13 protein-coding genes are annotated in these 13,665 nt (G+C 69.6%); 4 read left to right on the top strand and 9 right to left on the bottom strand.

Translation table 11 applies throughout. From position 1 onward, the window contains the following. Positions 1 to 5 precede the first annotated feature (5 nt). Both dqs_RS00225 and dqs_RS00220 read right to left on the bottom strand, forming a co-directional pair. On the bottom strand, positions 6 to 1,868 hold the full coding sequence (locus dqs_RS00225) for a DUF1302 domain-containing protein (RefSeq protein ID WP_065339323.1): 1,863 nt from the start codon (positions 1,866 to 1,868) through the stop codon (positions 6 to 8). A 38-nt stretch (positions 1,869 to 1,906) separates the two neighbouring features. Further along, positions 1,907 to 2,395, bottom strand: coding sequence for a 2,4'-dihydroxyacetophenone dioxygenase family protein (locus dqs_RS00220; protein WP_011763770.1), 489 nt, complete (start codon positions 2,393 to 2,395; stop codon positions 1,907 to 1,909). Positions 2,396 to 2,693: 298 nt separating this feature from the next. Here dqs_RS00220 and dqs_RS00215 point away from each other — a divergent pair, with 298 nt between their 5' ends. Then, positions 2,694 to 3,182 (top strand): 2,4'-dihydroxyacetophenone dioxygenase family protein, encoded by a 489-nt coding sequence (locus dqs_RS00215; RefSeq protein WP_084018115.1) that lies wholly within the window; start codon positions 2,694 to 2,696, stop codon positions 3,180 to 3,182. A gap of 396 nt (positions 3,183 to 3,578) precedes the next feature. Here the strand turns inward: dqs_RS00215 and dqs_RS00210 are convergent, their stop codons facing one another. Beyond that, positions 3,579 to 4,814, bottom strand: a complete 1,236-nt coding sequence (locus dqs_RS00210; RefSeq protein ID WP_065339322.1) for a YbfB/YjiJ family MFS transporter — start codon at positions 4,812 to 4,814, stop codon at positions 3,579 to 3,581. A gap of 158 nt (positions 4,815 to 4,972) precedes the next feature. Here dqs_RS00210 and dqs_RS00205 point away from each other — a divergent pair, with 158 nt between their 5' ends. After that, positions 4,973 to 5,863 carry a LysR substrate-binding domain-containing protein gene (locus dqs_RS00205; protein ID WP_065339321.1) on the top strand — a complete coding sequence of 297 codons (891 nt, stop codon included), beginning with the start codon at positions 4,973 to 4,975 and terminating at the stop codon, positions 5,861 to 5,863. A gap of 58 nt (positions 5,864 to 5,921) precedes the next feature. Here dqs_RS00205 and dqs_RS00200 read toward each other — a convergent pair whose 3' ends face one another. After that, positions 5,922 to 6,692 (bottom strand): TerC family protein, encoded by a 771-nt coding sequence (locus tag dqs_RS00200; protein WP_065339320.1) that lies wholly within the window; start codon positions 6,690 to 6,692, stop codon positions 5,922 to 5,924. A gap of 173 nt (positions 6,693 to 6,865) precedes the next feature. On the opposite strand from dqs_RS00200, the gene dqs_RS00195 reads away from it, so the two are divergent. Then, positions 6,866 to 7,096 (top strand): DUF2798 domain-containing protein, encoded by a 231-nt coding sequence (locus dqs_RS00195; RefSeq protein WP_011763765.1) that lies wholly within the window; start codon positions 6,866 to 6,868, stop codon positions 7,094 to 7,096. Between the two features lie 24 nt (positions 7,097 to 7,120). Here the strand turns inward: dqs_RS00195 and dqs_RS00190 are convergent, their stop codons facing one another. After that, positions 7,121 to 8,008 carry a glycosyltransferase family 2 protein gene (locus tag dqs_RS00190; RefSeq protein ID WP_065339319.1) on the bottom strand — a complete coding sequence of 296 codons (888 nt, stop codon included), beginning with the start codon at positions 8,006 to 8,008 and terminating at the stop codon, positions 7,121 to 7,123. Between the two features lie 20 nt (positions 8,009 to 8,028). Between dqs_RS00190 and dqs_RS00185 the strand changes: the two genes are divergently transcribed. Next, positions 8,029 to 8,967 (top strand): UDP-glucuronic acid decarboxylase family protein, encoded by a 939-nt coding sequence (locus dqs_RS00185; RefSeq protein WP_221405616.1) that lies wholly within the window; start codon positions 8,029 to 8,031, stop codon positions 8,965 to 8,967. Between the two features lie 12 nt (positions 8,968 to 8,979). Here the strand turns inward: dqs_RS00185 and dqs_RS00180 are convergent, their stop codons facing one another. From dqs_RS00180 to dqs_RS00165, 4 genes are all read right to left on the bottom strand, one after another. Continuing rightward, a complete protein-coding gene (locus tag dqs_RS00180) occupies positions 8,980 to 9,546 on the bottom strand; it encodes a flavin reductase family protein (RefSeq protein ID WP_065339318.1) in 567 nt (188 codons plus the stop codon). A 300-nt stretch (positions 9,547 to 9,846) separates the two neighbouring features. Beyond that, positions 9,847 to 10,413 carry a nucleotidyltransferase family protein gene (locus dqs_RS00175; RefSeq protein WP_065339317.1) on the bottom strand — a complete coding sequence of 189 codons (567 nt, stop codon included), beginning with the start codon at positions 10,411 to 10,413 and terminating at the stop codon, positions 9,847 to 9,849. Further along, on the bottom strand, positions 10,413 to 11,435 hold the full coding sequence (locus dqs_RS00170) for an XdhC family protein (protein ID WP_065339316.1): 1,023 nt from the start codon (positions 11,433 to 11,435) through the stop codon (positions 10,413 to 10,415). The genes dqs_RS00175 and dqs_RS00170 overlap by 1 nt, the downstream gene beginning before the upstream one ends. 22 nt (positions 11,436 to 11,457) lie before the next feature. Continuing rightward, a complete protein-coding gene (locus tag dqs_RS00165) occupies positions 11,458 to 13,665 on the bottom strand; it encodes a xanthine dehydrogenase family protein molybdopterin-binding subunit (protein WP_065339315.1) in 2,208 nt (735 codons plus the stop codon).

Genomic DNA, 13,665 nt, shown 5'->3' with positions numbered 1-13,665 from the left:
TCTCCTTAGAACGCCACGCTGAGGCTGGCGGCGAGGAAGTCCTTGTCGCGGTTGGTGTCCCAGCGCGCGGCGTCGATGAAGCGGGTGTAGGCGAGGTCCACCGTCCAGCGCTGGCCGTCCACCAGGCGTGACAGGCCGACGCCGGTGCCGAGCGTGCGGCGGTTCTCCATGAAGGCGCCGTCGGCGGCGTTGCCTTTCACGTCGTGGGCCCAGTACAGGCGCGGCTTGGCGGTCCAGCCAGCGACGGCGTTGGGGTATTCCAGCTCCCCGAACAGCCGGTAGCCCCACGAGAACGGGGTGACGAAGCCGTCCTGCGAGCAGTTGGCGGGCGTGACCATGCCGGCGCTGTTGGCGGCGTTGCAGCCGGCGCGGGTGGAGAGCGCCGGGTTGGTGTAGGCCGGGTGCCAGGCGGTACCGAAGGTGAAGGCGCGGCCGTAGCGGACGTCGGTCTTGGCGTTGGGCAGGTCGGGCAGCCAGCTCATGCCGACCTCGCCCACCGCCAGCAGCGACTGCGCGCCGAGCACCTGGCTGAAGACGTTGATCGCCCCGAACTGCAGCTGGATCTTGTCCATGCGGTCGTAGCCGCGGATGGTCGCGCCCGCCGGGTCGTAGATGCGCTTGCCGACCAGCGGGCCCTGGGTGCCGCCGGAGACGCCGAACTGCACCAGGTCGCCGCCGTTGATCTGCACCGGCAGGTCGCGGGTGTAGGACAGTTCCGCCATCACCGACACCCCGCCCAGGGTGTTCGACAGGCTCAGCCCGAAGGTCTTGATGTCCTCGGCGGAGTAGTCGAGCAGGTAGGACAGCGGCGCCACCGTGCCGTACAGCGAACTCGGCTCCGACGGCCGGCTGGACAGGCTGAGGAAGGGCGTGCGGGTGTGGTAGTTGATGTAGTAGAGGCCGATGTCGGTCTCGCTGTTCGGCTCCAGCCAGTGCAGCGCGAGGCCGTACTGGCCGGCGTCCGAGGGCTTGTTGTCGTTGAGCCGCAGCGAGCGCAGGTTGAGTCCGCCGAGCGCGGCCACGCCTTCGTACTGCTCGCGGTCGGAGAACACGTCGGGGCCGAACTGCGAGCCGCCGCAGTTGATGACGTCGGCCGGCGAAAAGAAGGTGCCGCAGCCGTCGATCACCGTCTTCTTCCACTTCAGCTGGTAGAAGGCTTCCAGGCTGACGCCGCCGGGCAGGCCGAGGTTGCCGTAGAGCAGCGGCACCGGCAGCAGGATCTCGCGCACCTGGGCGCCGGCGCGGCGGGCGGCGGGCACGTCGATCGGGTTCACCACGTTCACGCCCTGGATGAAGATGCTCTCGCCCCAGTTCACCACCTGGTTGCCCAGCCGCATGTTGAGCCGGCTGTCGTTGCCCAGCTCCCAGTCGGCGAAGACGAAGGCGTCGAGCAGTTCGGCCCCGGTGAACTTGGCGGCACTGTCGTAGTGGCCGTCGTTCAGGCGTTCGTTGGGCACGTAGCCGTTGTCGAAATGGCCGTGATCCACCTTCTTGTTGGCCAGGGTGAAGTCGTGCCAGGCCTTGGCGCGCAGCAGGGCGCCGTAGTTGCGGTAGCGCAGCTCGACGTCGCCCACCAGCTTGAGCGTGGTGGAGGTGACGTCGCCGCGGTCGAAGTTGAGGTCGCCGTCGTCGGTGCTGCCGCCGCCGCTGCCGGGCTTGCCGCCGTTGTGGTTGGCGTTGCCGAACGAGGTGAGTTTGGCGTCGCGGTCCTGAGTGCGCACGTTGGTGCCGAGGCTGGCGTTGAGCGTCCAGGTGCCGGTGAGTTCGTCGCCGAGCCTGAAGTCGCCGGCGTGGGCGCCGCCGCACGCGGCGATGGCCGCCGCGAGCACGGCCGGGCGCAGGCCGGGTCTCCGGAATGTTCCGTTCATAGGTTCCTCCTTGAAGGGGGAAGAGCGGGGAAGGCGGCTCAGCGGCCGGAGACGAGCTGCACGACGTGGCCGGCGGCGGCGTTGGCTTCGGCGAGTTGCAGCATCAGCCGGCAATCGACCACCGCGGACACCGAGCCGTCCGGATTGCAGCCGGCGAGCGGGCCGTGGGTCACCGCGAACATCACGCAGCCCTGCGGCGACACCGGCTGGTGGATGGAGCCGCCGCGTTCGTAGGTGTAGTAGCCGGCGTAGCCGGGGTCGTCTTCCTCGTAGTAGAAGCCGCCTTCGACCAGGTAGGCCTCGGCGGAGCCGAGGTGGCCATGCACCGGCGCCTGCACGCCGGGATCGACCTTGAGCAGCATCGAGAAGCCGCCGGACAGCTCGTTGATGGCGAGCAGCTTGAAGTGGGTGCCTTCCATCACCCAGGGTGTCCACGGCACTTCGGCGAGGTTGACGAAATCCTTGCCGTGGCGGGCGCTGAGGGCGGCCTGGCTGGAGGGGGAATGGCTGAGGACGGCGGCCGTCATGGGTTGTCTCCTGTGTTTTTGTGGTCCGGCGGATCGGCCGGTGCGGCGAAATCTAGCCGCGAGTGCAATGCACAAACACAAAGGAGCTGGAATCGTCGCGATATCCCGAAAAGCGCCGATTTTTCGCAAATCGGCGGGTTTCAGTATCGATTTATCGCGGTTTTGGAATCGTCGCGGCGATTTGACCGGGGCCGCAACCGGGGGATGGGACGCCGCCTAATATCGGTCGCCGGCCCCACTGTCCAGCAGGCGGCGGGCGCCGTGATTCCACGACAAGCAGGTAACGAAGGAGACCACGATGAGCGTCATGCTGTGCACCGCCGAGAGCCAGAAAACCCACGGAAGCGCCGCGCGCGACAGGATCACCCTGCCCTATCCGAAATTCCAGAAGCTGGACCCGATCCCGTGGCGGCCGTGGGTGATGGAGGGCGTGCAGTACAAGCTGCTGAGCGTGAACAGCCGCACCGGCGGCTTTACCTGCATGCTCAAGGTGCTGCCCGGCGTGGAGGCGCCGATCCACCACCACCTGGGCGCGATCGAGGTGATGGTGATGGAAGGCGACATCTGCTACGAAGACGCCGACATCGGCGGGCCGGGCGACTACATGTTCGAACCCGCCGGCGACATCCACCAGCCGCGCACCAAGGACGGCTGCGTGCTGTTCTGCGTGTTCGACGGCCCGATCGCCGGGCTGGCGCCGGACGGCAGCATCGCCGGGATCGTCGATTACAAGGTGATGCTGGAAATGGCGGCGCGCGACGGGGTGGCGGAGGGGGTGCATCGGTAGGTTGCCATCATTGCGGTCGCAGCCGGGCAGGGTTTGCTCCCTCCCCTTCAAGGGGGCGGAACAGGGGTTTCGGCAAGCACCGCTTGCCGCCTGCTCAGCGGCAAGACCGACATTACTGGGGGGAGACGTTTTGTCCCTCCCCCTTCAAGGGGGGCTGAGCCGGGGTTTCGGCAAGCATGCTTGCCGCCGGTGTAGCGGCGAGGCGAAGCCGAGACTACCGGCCAGGAGGGGGATGGGGTTGGAGCCGCGCCACGATATCCCCATCCCACCCCTCCCCTTGAAGGGGAGGGGGCAAGGCGGCCCCCAAAGTCTTCGCATCATTCCGGCGGCGCAGAGCAGTGCTCTGCGAAACCCCTGCTCCGCCCCCCTTGAAGGGGGAGGAACAAAAACGGGCCCTCAATCCCCCCGCACCGCCTGCAGCTTCGGCGCGCCCGCATGCCCCGGCGCCTGCTGCGTCTTCAGCGTCCACACCGTCGCCCACACCAGCGCCCCGGCGCCCAGCCAGTAGGTGTCGCTCATGCTGCCGCCGCGTTCCAGCCACATCCGCGCCATCCACGGGCCGGTGAGCTGGGCGAAGCCGTACAGCGTGATCAGCGCCGCCGAGATGCGCGGGCCCTGGTGGGGATGCAGGGCGCGCGCCAGGCGCTGGGTGAGCAGCACGCTGCCGAGGAAGGTGCTGCCCACCATCAGTGCGCAGGCGAGGATGCCCACGGTGCCCGGCCACAGCAGCGGGCCGGCGACGCCGATGCCCTGCACGACGTAGTTGAGCACCAGCGCGTTGCGGTCGCCCATGCGGGTGCCGAGGCGGTTCCACAGCCACGCGGCGGCCAGCGTGCACAGCGCCAGGATCAGCCAGGCGCCGCTCTGCAGCCAGTGGCCGGCGGGCAGTTGCTCGCGCGCCACCACCGGCAGGAAGGTGGTGGGCAGGATGTAGCCGAGGCCGGCGCCGGCGTAGGCCATGAAGACGGGCAGGCTGGCGCGGTCGAGCAGTGCCGTCGCGCGGGGGGCGGCGGCCGGGGCGGGGGCGCCGGCCTGCGGACGGTCCAGATGGGCGAGCTGGCGGGCGCTCCACAGCGCCAGCGGCAGCGCGGCGAGCGCCATCGGCCACCAGCGCGCGGCGCCGTGCAGCAGCTCGGCCGGCAGGTTGGCGAGCGCGTTGGACAGCAGCAGCCCGCCGCCGACGCCGAAGTACATCAGGCCGGACAGCGAGGCCAGACCGTGACGCGCCAGCCACTCCAGCACCAGCGCCGGCGCCTGCACGAACACCACGCCGTTGCTGATGCCGTTGATCAGCCGCAGCACCAGGAAGGCGGTGGCGTTATCGGTGAACCCCTGGGCGAGGGTGCACGCCGCGTTGATCAGCAGCGCGAGGGGCAGGATGCGGCGGATCTGCGCCGGCTCGTGCAGGCGGATGGCGAGCATGGCGCCGAGCAGATAGCCGACGTAGTTCCAGGTGGCGACCGCGGCGCCGGTATCGAGGCCCATGAAGCCGTCGCCCACCAGCAGCGGCAGCAAAGGGGTGTAGGCGAAGCGGCCGATGCCATGCACCACGACAAGCGCGAGCGCGGCGGCGAGCAGCGGAATCCACAAACGGGGCGGCGAAGCGGGTGGTGAGGGGGGCGGGGCGGTCATGCGGGTCTCCTTGGGCCGGGCGGGCGATGCGCCGCGGTTTCTCCTGGCATAGCCGGTCGGGATGGGGCCGGCGGGTCGGATTCCACTGTAGCCCAGGATGGGAGGTGACTGTGAGTGAAAAGTAGTATTCTTTATTTTCACTAATGGAGAAAGCCGCCATGCTGTCGCCCACCCGCTTCAATCCCCAGCTGCTCCGCTATTTCCGCGCCGTGGTGGAGCAGGGCAGCCTCAGCGCCGCATCGCGCCAGCTCAACTGCGTGCCGTCCAACGTATCGGCGCGGCTGCGTCAGCTGGAGGAGCAGCTGGGCAGCGTGCTGCTGGAGCGCAACGGACCGCAGTTCACGCTGACCGCTGCCGGCGAGCGCCTGCTGCCGCACGCGCGCCAGCTCGACGCGCTGTGTTCGGCGGCGTGGAACAGCGTGCATCTGGACACCCTGCAGGGGCGCCTGCGGCTGGGGTCGATGGAAACCACCGCGGCGATGCGGCTGCCGGACGTGCTGGCGCGCTTCCATCGCCATGCGCCGCGGGTGGAGGTGGAGCTGGAAACCGGCACCAGCGCCACGCTGATCGAGCGCGTGCTGGGCCACGAGCTGGACGCGGCGCTGGTGGCGGGGCCGCTGGAGCATCCTCGCCTGCTGGCCAACGAGGTGTGGCGCGAAGAACTGCGGCTGGTGGTGCCGCCCGGCGAGCCGGCGCCGGCGCCCGGTACCGAGGTGAGCCTGATCGCCTTTCCGGAGGGCTGCCATTACCGCGCCCGCTTGTTCACCCATGCGCGCGATTGCGGCTGGCGGGTGCGCGGCCAGCAGAGCTACGCCTCGGTGGAGGCGATCATCGGTTGTGTGGGTGCCGGACTCGGACTCGGCGTGCTGCCGGCCAGCCTGCTCGCCGCCCATCCGCGCGGGCGGCAGGTGGCGAGCCATCCGCTGCCGCCCTCGCTGGCGGTGTCGCCCACGGTGCTGGTGCGACGCCGCGTGGCCGAGCCCCATCCTGCGCTCGACGCGTGGGTGGAAGTGCTGCTGGGCGGCGCCAGCGGGGCCCAGACGCAATGACGCCGCGGCGAGGCGCGGCGTCATTGCGGTAGCGCTGCGGCCTGCGCCGCCCGCCGCGTCAGCGCTTTTCGGGGGCCGGGGTTTGCTCCGGCACGTAGGCTTCGTGCAGGTCGACCGGCTTTTCGGCGTTCTTGCGCAGGCGGATGTTGAGCATTTCCACCACCACCGAGAACGCCATCGCCGAGTAGATGTAGCCCTTGGGCACATGGTGGCCGAAGCCGTCGGCGATCAGCACCACGCCGACCACCATCAGGAAGGACAGCGCCAGCATCTTCACCGTGGGGTGGCGCGAGACGAACTCGCCGATCGGTGCCGAGGCCACCATCATCAGGCCGACCGAGGCCACCACTGCGGCGATCATCACCGGCAGGTTGTTCACCATGCCGATCGCGGTGATGATCGAGTCGAGCGAAAACACCAGGTCGATCACGATGATCTGCAGGATGACTGCGCCGAAGGTGGCCTTGACCGCGCTCGAAGCCTCGCCCTCCTCGCCTTCGAGCAGCTGATGGATTTCGCCGGTGCTCTTCCACACCAGGAACAGGCCGCCGCAGATCAGGATGAGGTCGCGGCCGGAAAAACCGGCGCCGAACAGTTCGAACAGCGGCTTGGTCAGGCCGGCCAGCCAGGCCAGCGTGGCGAGCAGGCCGATGCGCATGAACATCGCGAGGAACAGGCCCAGCCGGCGCGCGAAGGTGCGGCGCTCCGGCGGCAGCTTGTCCACCAGGATGGAGATGAAGATGATGTTGTCGATACCCAGCACCAGTTCGAGCATGGTGAGGGTGAGGAAGGCAACGAGGAGTTGCGGGTCGGTCAGGAATTCGAGCATCGCGTGTTCTGGTTGTGCGCCGCAAAGCCGGCGCGGGAACCCGGTGAACGTATCACGCGCCGGTTTGGTTGATATAGCGCGTGATACACCCTGCTGCAAAGCGGCAGCAGCGGCTTGTGAAGGCGCCTTGAGCGACAATACGGCCTGAGAAGAACCCACACGGACCCTGCCCCATGCAAATCAAGCCCCAGCACGTCCAGCCGGTGATCATGTCCGGCATCATGGCCTTCCTGATGACCGCGGTGATCACCTGGCTCAACCTCGGTTTTCCGCCCGACTTCCTGTCGCGCTGGCTGCACGCCTTCGTGGTGGCGTGGCCACTGGCGGCGCTCGCGGCCTTCATCGCGATCCCGATCGCGCAGCGCGCCACGCGCCGCATCGTCGCGGCATTCGGCACCCGCTGAGTGCCGTCGCGGGCAGCCGCGCGCTCAGCCCTCGACGGGTTCCGGCCGCACGCGGATGACGAAGCGGCGCGGGCCGAACAGCACGAAGCGCCGCCGCCGGGCAATATCGACGACGAAGCTGCGCGGCAGGCCGGTCCGTGACGGCACCTGGCCGGTGAGCACGCGCGCCGCGTAGGTCTTGCGCGGGGCGGCGTCGCCGTTGCCGCCGAGCTGGCGCTTGATCTGTTCCATCAGCGCGCGGCGCACTTCAATCGACAGCGCGTCCACGTGGTGGGCGAGCAGCTGCTGCTTGATGCGGATGTAGGCGACGTTGATGCGGCCCTGGGTGTCCTTGCGCTTGACCTCGTGAAACTGGGTGCGCTCGCCGTCGTCGTGCGGGATCGGCTCCACGAAATGCGCCGGATAGCCGGCTTCGCGCAGGCCGGGTTGCGCGGCGAGACGGGCGTAGAGGTCGGTATCCTCGCCGCCCCAGCCGCGGAAGGCTTCGTCGTAGCCGCCGATGCGTTCGAACGCGGCCCGTTCGCAGATCACCGTGCCGAAGGTTTCGCCGTCGCGCTTGCCTTTGGCATCGGCCGCGGCGCGGTAGAAGTGGCCGGGGACGAGCCGCTGCCGCATCCACTCGACCCAGCCGGGCTGGATGCGGATGTCGGCGTCAATGAAGCAGATCCACTGCGCAGAAGATAGCCGCGCGCCGAGGTTGCGCGCGCGCGGCAGGCAGAAGCCGGGGTCGTCATCGACCCGCAGGACCTTGACGCCGGGATAATGCGCTTCCACCCAGGCGGCGGTGCCGTCCGGACAGCCGTAATCCACCACGATGATCTCGTCCGGCGCCTGGCCGACGATCCGCGGCAGCGTCTCGCGGATGTGGTGCAGGCGGCCTTTGCTGGTGGTCACGAACGCAATCTGCTGCATTGGGGTATCCCGGGGGAATCATGAGAGTTCTGGTAACGGGCGGCGCCGGCTTCATCGGCTCCCATCTGTGCCGCCGCCTGCTGGCAGATGGCCACGAGGTGCTGTCGGCGGACAATTATTTCACGGGCAGCCGGCGCAACATCCACGACCTGCTCGGCAATCCCGACTTCGAAGCGCTGCGCCACGACATCACGTTTCCGCTGTATGTCGAGGTCGACCGCATCTACAACTTCGCCTGTCCGGCCTCACCCGTGCATTACCAGTACGATCCGGTGCAGACCACCAAGACCAGCGTGCATGGCGCGATCAACATGCTGGGGCTCGCCAAGCGCACCGGCGCGCGGGTGCTGCAGGCCTCGACCTCCGAGGTGTATGGCGACCCGGAGGTCCATCCGCAGACCGAGGACTACTGGGGCCGGGTCAATCCGATCGGGCCGCGCAGCTGCTACGACGAGGGCAAGCGCTGCGCGGAGACGCTGTTCTTCGACTATCACCGCCAGCACCGGGTCGAGATCAAGGTGGTGCGCATTTTCAACACCTATGGTCCCGGCATGCAGCCGAACGACGGCCGGGTGATCAGCAATTTCATCGTGCAGGCGCTGCGCGGCGAGGACATCACGCTCTACGGCGACGGTGCGCAGACGCGCTCCTTCTGCCATGTGTCCGACCTGGTGGATGGCGTGGTGCGGATGATGGACAGCCCGACCGGCTTCACCGGGCCGGTCAACCTGGGCAACCCGACCGAATACCGCATCGACGCGTTGGCCGAGCTGATCCTGCGGCTGTGCGGGTCGCGCTCGCGGCTGGTGTTCCGCCCGCTGCCGGAGGACGACCCGCGCCAGCGTCAGCCCGACATCACGCTGGCACGCGAGCGCTTGGCGTGGACGCCGCGGGTCGCGCTGGAGGACGGCCTGCGCGACACCATCGACCACTTCCGCCGCCTGCTCGAAACGCAGTGAGGCGGGCGCCGCCTACTCGACCGTGAAGGCGTCGCCGGTGGCGAAGAAGTTGCCGCCGGCGATGTAGTGGATGCTGCGCGTACCGGCCTCGTCGAAATGCCAGTGGCCGTCGCGGAACAGGCGCGCATCGGCGCGCGCGGCCACCACCTCGCCGAGGAAGAGGTCGTAGGTCTGCTGGATGTGTGGTTCCGGGATGACCCGGCATTCCAGCCAGGCGATACAGCCGCCGGGCAGCGGCGCGCCGACCTTGTCGGCACTGTAGGCCTCGATGCCGAGCGCGGCGAACTTGTCCTCGTCGCGGCCGCTGCGCGAACCGGCGGCCAACGCCTGCGCGGCGGCGGCGCGGGTGGGCACCGCCAGCACGAATTCCCCCGAGGCCTCGATCAGCCCGCGGCTGTAGGTGGCCTTGTCGATCACCACCGCGACCTTGGGCGGGGCGAAATCCAGCGGCATGTTCCAGGCGGCGGCCATGACATTGCGGCGACCGCCGTGGGCGCTGGCCACCAGTACCGTGGGGCCGTGGTTGATCAGGCGGTAGGACTTTTCGAGGGGGACGGGGAGGGTGTGGGGTGGGGTCATGGGGGCGGTAAGACCAATTGGGAGGGCTGGCGGGGGTTCTTCTCCCTCCCCTTCAAGGGGGTGAAGCAGGGATTTTGGCAAGCATTGCTTGCCACCTGCTGAACGACGGAGAGAAGCGGAGGCTCCCGGGCTGGGGTGGGGATGGGGTACATACTGCGCCGAGCTTAACCCCATCCCCCACCCAACCAGGAGTCTCGGCTCCGCCTCGCCGCTGCGCAGGCGTCGAGCTGCGCTCGCCGAAACCCCTGCTCCGCCCCCCTTGAAGGGGGAGGAGCGGACGGGGCCGGGACTCGGTGGGTCTCAGCGACCCAGATCCGCCGGCGTATCCACATCTCGCAACACGCCGGGATCGGCGTTGTCGATCAGCAGTATCTCGGTCTCCCGCAGCAATTCGCGCGCGCCGCTGTCGCCGGTGAGCGTCATCAGCTTCGCCCCCCACGCCGCGCCAAACCCCACCGGATGACCGCGGCGGCTGGCGTGCATGGCCGCGGCAACGCGCTGAGGATGATCGATCGCCCCAGCCACCGCGGCGACGGCATCCACTGGTAGCCACGGCATGTCGGCAAGCGCCACCACCCAGCCCTCGGCGTCGGCGCTGGCGGCGACCGCGGCGGCCAGCGCAGCGCCCATGCCGGTTTCCGCGGCCGTGCTTTCGACGACCTCGCAGCCGGCATCGCGCACCCACAGTTCGCGTTCGCGCTGGCCGGGACGCAGCACCGCGATGCTGGCGGGCAGCGCCGCACACAGTGCGCGCGCGGCGTGCCAGATCACCGGGCGGCCGTCGGCCAGCGGCGCCAGCAGCTTGTCCTGCACGCCGTCGGGGTCGAAGCGGCGGCCGTAGCCGGCGGCGAGCAGGATGCCCTGCATCAACGGGCGGCGCAGCTCGACAGGGTGTCGGCGGCGAGTTCGAGCGCGGCCTTGGCTTCGGCCACCGGCAGCACCCGTTCCGGGGTCACGCCGTTCTTCACCGCGACCAGCTCGGCGGCGATGGAGACGGCGATCTCGGCCGGCGTGCGGCTGCCGATGTAGAGCCCGGCGGGACCGCGCAGCGTGGCGACCTGGGACTCGCTGACGTCGAATTCGCGCAGCCGCTCGCGGCGCGCAGCGTTGTTGCGGCGCGAGCCGAGCGCGGCGACGTAGAAGGCCGGCGAACGCAGCGCCTCCATCAACGCGAGGTCGTCGAGCTTGGGGTCGTGGGTGAGCGCGATCACCGCGGTGCGCGCGTCCGGCCGCATCGCGATGACCACGTCGTCCGGCATGTCGCGCGTCAGCGTGGTGCCGGGCACCCGCCATTCCTCGTGGTATTCCTCGCGCGGATCGCACACGGTGACGGCGAAATCCAGTCCCAGCGCGATGCGGGCGAGGCTTTCCGAGAGCTGGCCGGCGCCGATCAGCAGCAGCCGGTAGCGCGGGCCGAACACGCTGGTGAGCGTGCGGCCGTCGTAGGCCAGGCCCTGTTCCGGATGTGCGGCGGCCAGCGCCGCGCGGCCGCTGGCCATGTCGAGCCGGCGTTCGACCAGTTCGCCGGCGGCCAGCCGCGCGAGCAGGGCATCGAGCGGTGCCGGGTCGGCGAGTGGTTCCAGCACCAGCTCCATGGTGCCGCCGCAGGGCAGGCCGAAGCGGCGCGCCTCTTCGGCGCCGACGCCGTAGCTCACCAGTTGCGGCGCGGCGGGCAGGCCGTCGCGGTGCAGGCGGGCTATGAGGTCGTCCTCGATGCAGCCGCCCGACACCGAGCCGACCGCGCGGCCGTCGTCGCGCAGCGCCAGCAGTGCGCCGGGCGGGCGCGGCGACGAACCCCAGGTGCGCACCACGGTGGCGAGCAGCACCCGGCGGCCGGCGGCGAGCCAGTCGCGGGCGCGGGTGAGAACGTCGTGGTCCAGGCTATCCATGGCGGATCTCCTCGTGTCGCGCTCAGGCCTTGAGTTGCTCGGCGATCGGCAGGCTGCGGATGCGCTTGCCGGTGGCGGCGTGGAGCGCGTTGGCGAGCGCCGGTGCGAGCGGCGGCACGCCCGGTTCGCCGACCCCGGTGGGCTTTTCCGCCGACGGCACGATGTGCACTTCCACCTTCGGCATTTCGCCGATGCGCAGCACCGGGTAGTCGTGGAAGTTGGACTGCTCGACCACGCCGTCCTTGAGCGTGACGGTACCGGTCAGCGCCGCAGCAAGCGCGAAGCCAATGCCGCCTTCCATCTGCGCGCGGATAACGTCCGGATTGACCGCGACGCCGCAATCGACCGCGCACACCACCCGATCCACCTTGAAGCCGCCGTCGGCCGCGACGGTGACTTCCACCACCTGGGCGACGTAGCTGTGGAAGGACTCATGCACGGCGACGCCGCGGCCGCGCCTGGCGCCCTTGTCCCTGGCCGCGGCCAGCGGCTTGCCCCAGCCGGCCTTGTCGGCGGCCAGCTTGAGCACACCGGCATGGCGCGGGTGGTTGCCGAGCAGCGCCATGCGGTAGGCCACCGGGTCGGCGCCGGCGGCCGTTGCCAGTTCGTCGAGGAAGACCTCGGTGGCGTGGCCGGTGTGGGTGGAGCCGACCGAGCGCCACCACTGCACCGGCACCTTCACGGCGTCGTTGGTGGTGTGCAGCTCGATCTGCAGGTTGGGGATGGCGTAGGGCAGGTTGGCGGCGCCTTCGACCGAGGTCGCGTCGATGCCGTCCTTGATCATGACGCCCTCGAAGGGCGAGCCCTTGATGATGGACTGGCCGACGATGCGCTGCTCCCAGGCCTGCGGCGTGCCGTCGGCGCCCAGCGTGGCGCGCAGGCGGTGCAGGAAGGCGGGGCGGTAGTAGCCGGCGCGCATGTCGTCCTCGCGCGACCACACCAGCTTGACCGGGGCGCGGCCGCCGATCGCCTTGACGATCTGGGCGGTCTCCAGCAGGTAGTCGGACATCGGGTTGGCGCGGCGGCCGAAGCTGCCGCCGGCGTACAGCATGTGCAAGGTCACCTGCTCGGGCTTGAGACCGAAGAAGGCGGCGAGGTTGGCCTGGTCCACGGTCTGGAACTGTTCGCCGTTCCACACTTCGCAGCTGTCGGCGCCGAGGCGCATCACGCAGTTGATCGGCTCCATCGCGGCGTGGGCGAGGAAGGGGAAGGCGTACTCGGCCTCGATCACCTTGGTGGCCTTGTCGAGCGCGGCGGCGCCGTCGCCGTCCTTGCGCGCGACCAGCCCGGGCGTGCCGGCGAGCTTGCGGTAGTCCGCGAGGATGGCGTCGGAACTGCCGTGGTAGGCGGCGGATTCGTCCCACACGACCTGCAGCGCATCGCGGGCCTTCTTCGCCGTCCAGTAGTCGCCGGCCAGCACCGCGACGCCGTTGGGGATGGTGACCACGTCGGCCACGCCCGCCACCGCCCGCGCGGCCTTGTCATCCACGCTGCGCACCTTGCCGCCGAAGCGCGGCGGATGCGCAACCACCGCCACCAGCATGCCGGGCAGCTTCACGTCCTGGGTGAATTGCGCGGTGCCGGTGGTCTTGGCGACGCTGTCCTTGCGCGGCACATGGCGGCCGATCAGGCTGAAGTTCTTCGGGTCCTTCAGCGTCACCTGCTGCGGCACCGGCAGCGCCGCGGCGGCCTCGGCGAGTTCGCCGAAACGGGCCTTGCGGCCGCTCTTCGCATGGCTGACCACCCCGTTCTTCACGCTGATCTCGGCGGCCGGCACCTTCCAGCGCTCCGCAGCGGCCTGCACCAGCATCGCGCGCGCGGCGGCCCCGGCCTGGCGCAGCTGCTCGAAGGAGTTGCCGATGGCGGTGCTGCCACCGGTGCCCTGCACCGGGCCCCAGAACAGGTTGTTGTAGCGCTTCGCTTCGGCCGGCGCGCCTTCGACGACGACCTGCGCCCAGTCGGCGTCGAGTTCCTCGGCGACCAGCGTGGTGAGGCCGGTATAGACGCCCTGCCCCATCTCGAGGTGCTTGGAGAGCACGGTGACGGTGCTGTCGGCGCCGATGCGGACGAAGGCGTTGGGGGTGAAGTCGGCCGCGGCGGTTGCGCTGCCGGCGATGCCCGGGCCGCCGGCGGCGGCGAGTACCGCGCCCGGCAGGCTGACCGACAGCGTGAGGCCGGCGCCGGCCTTGAGGAAGTCGCGGCGCGACACGTTGGTGATCTGCATCTTCAT

This window comes from Azoarcus olearius, from assembly GCF_001682385.1.
In the GTDB taxonomy this organism is placed as follows: Bacteria; Pseudomonadota; Gammaproteobacteria; order Burkholderiales; family Rhodocyclaceae; genus Azoarcus; species Azoarcus olearius.
The sequence above is the reverse complement of the archived record's forward strand: the minus strand, read 5'-3'. Positions and strand labels throughout refer to the sequence as shown.

Bases quoted from the DNA above. Each gene is read 5' to 3' on its own strand.
- dqs_RS00225 (WP_065339323.1), bottom strand. From the start codon at position 1,868: ATGAACGGAACATTCCGGAGACCCGGCCTGCGCCCGGCCGTGCTCGCG.
- dqs_RS00220 (WP_011763770.1), bottom strand. From the start codon at position 2,395: ATGACGGCCGCCGTCCTCAGCCATTCCCCCTCCAGCCAGGCCGCCCTC.
- dqs_RS00215 (WP_084018115.1), top strand. From the start codon at position 2,694: ATGAGCGTCATGCTGTGCACCGCCGAGAGCCAGAAAACCCACGGAAGC.
- dqs_RS00210 (WP_065339322.1), bottom strand. From the start codon at position 4,814: ATGACCGCCCCGCCCCCCTCACCACCCGCTTCGCCGCCCCGTTTGTGG.
- dqs_RS00205 (WP_065339321.1), top strand. From the start codon at position 4,973: ATGCTGTCGCCCACCCGCTTCAATCCCCAGCTGCTCCGCTATTTCCGC.
- dqs_RS00200 (WP_065339320.1), bottom strand. From the start codon at position 6,692: ATGCTCGAATTCCTGACCGACCCGCAACTCCTCGTTGCCTTCCTCACC.
- dqs_RS00195 (WP_011763765.1), top strand. From the start codon at position 6,866: ATGCAAATCAAGCCCCAGCACGTCCAGCCGGTGATCATGTCCGGCATC.
- dqs_RS00190 (WP_065339319.1), bottom strand. From the start codon at position 8,008: ATGCAGCAGATTGCGTTCGTGACCACCAGCAAAGGCCGCCTGCACCAC.
- dqs_RS00185 (WP_221405616.1), top strand. From the start codon at position 8,029: ATGAGAGTTCTGGTAACGGGCGGCGCCGGCTTCATCGGCTCCCATCTG.
- dqs_RS00180 (WP_065339318.1), bottom strand. From the start codon at position 9,546: ATGACCCCACCCCACACCCTCCCCGTCCCCCTCGAAAAGTCCTACCGC.
- dqs_RS00175 (WP_065339317.1), bottom strand. From the start codon at position 10,413: ATGCAGGGCATCCTGCTCGCCGCCGGCTACGGCCGCCGCTTCGACCCC.
- dqs_RS00170 (WP_065339316.1), bottom strand. From the start codon at position 11,435: ATGGATAGCCTGGACCACGACGTTCTCACCCGCGCCCGCGACTGGCTC.
- dqs_RS00165 (WP_065339315.1), bottom strand. From the start codon at position 13,665: ATGAAGATGCAGATCACCAACGTGTCGCGCCGCGACTTCCTCAAGGCC.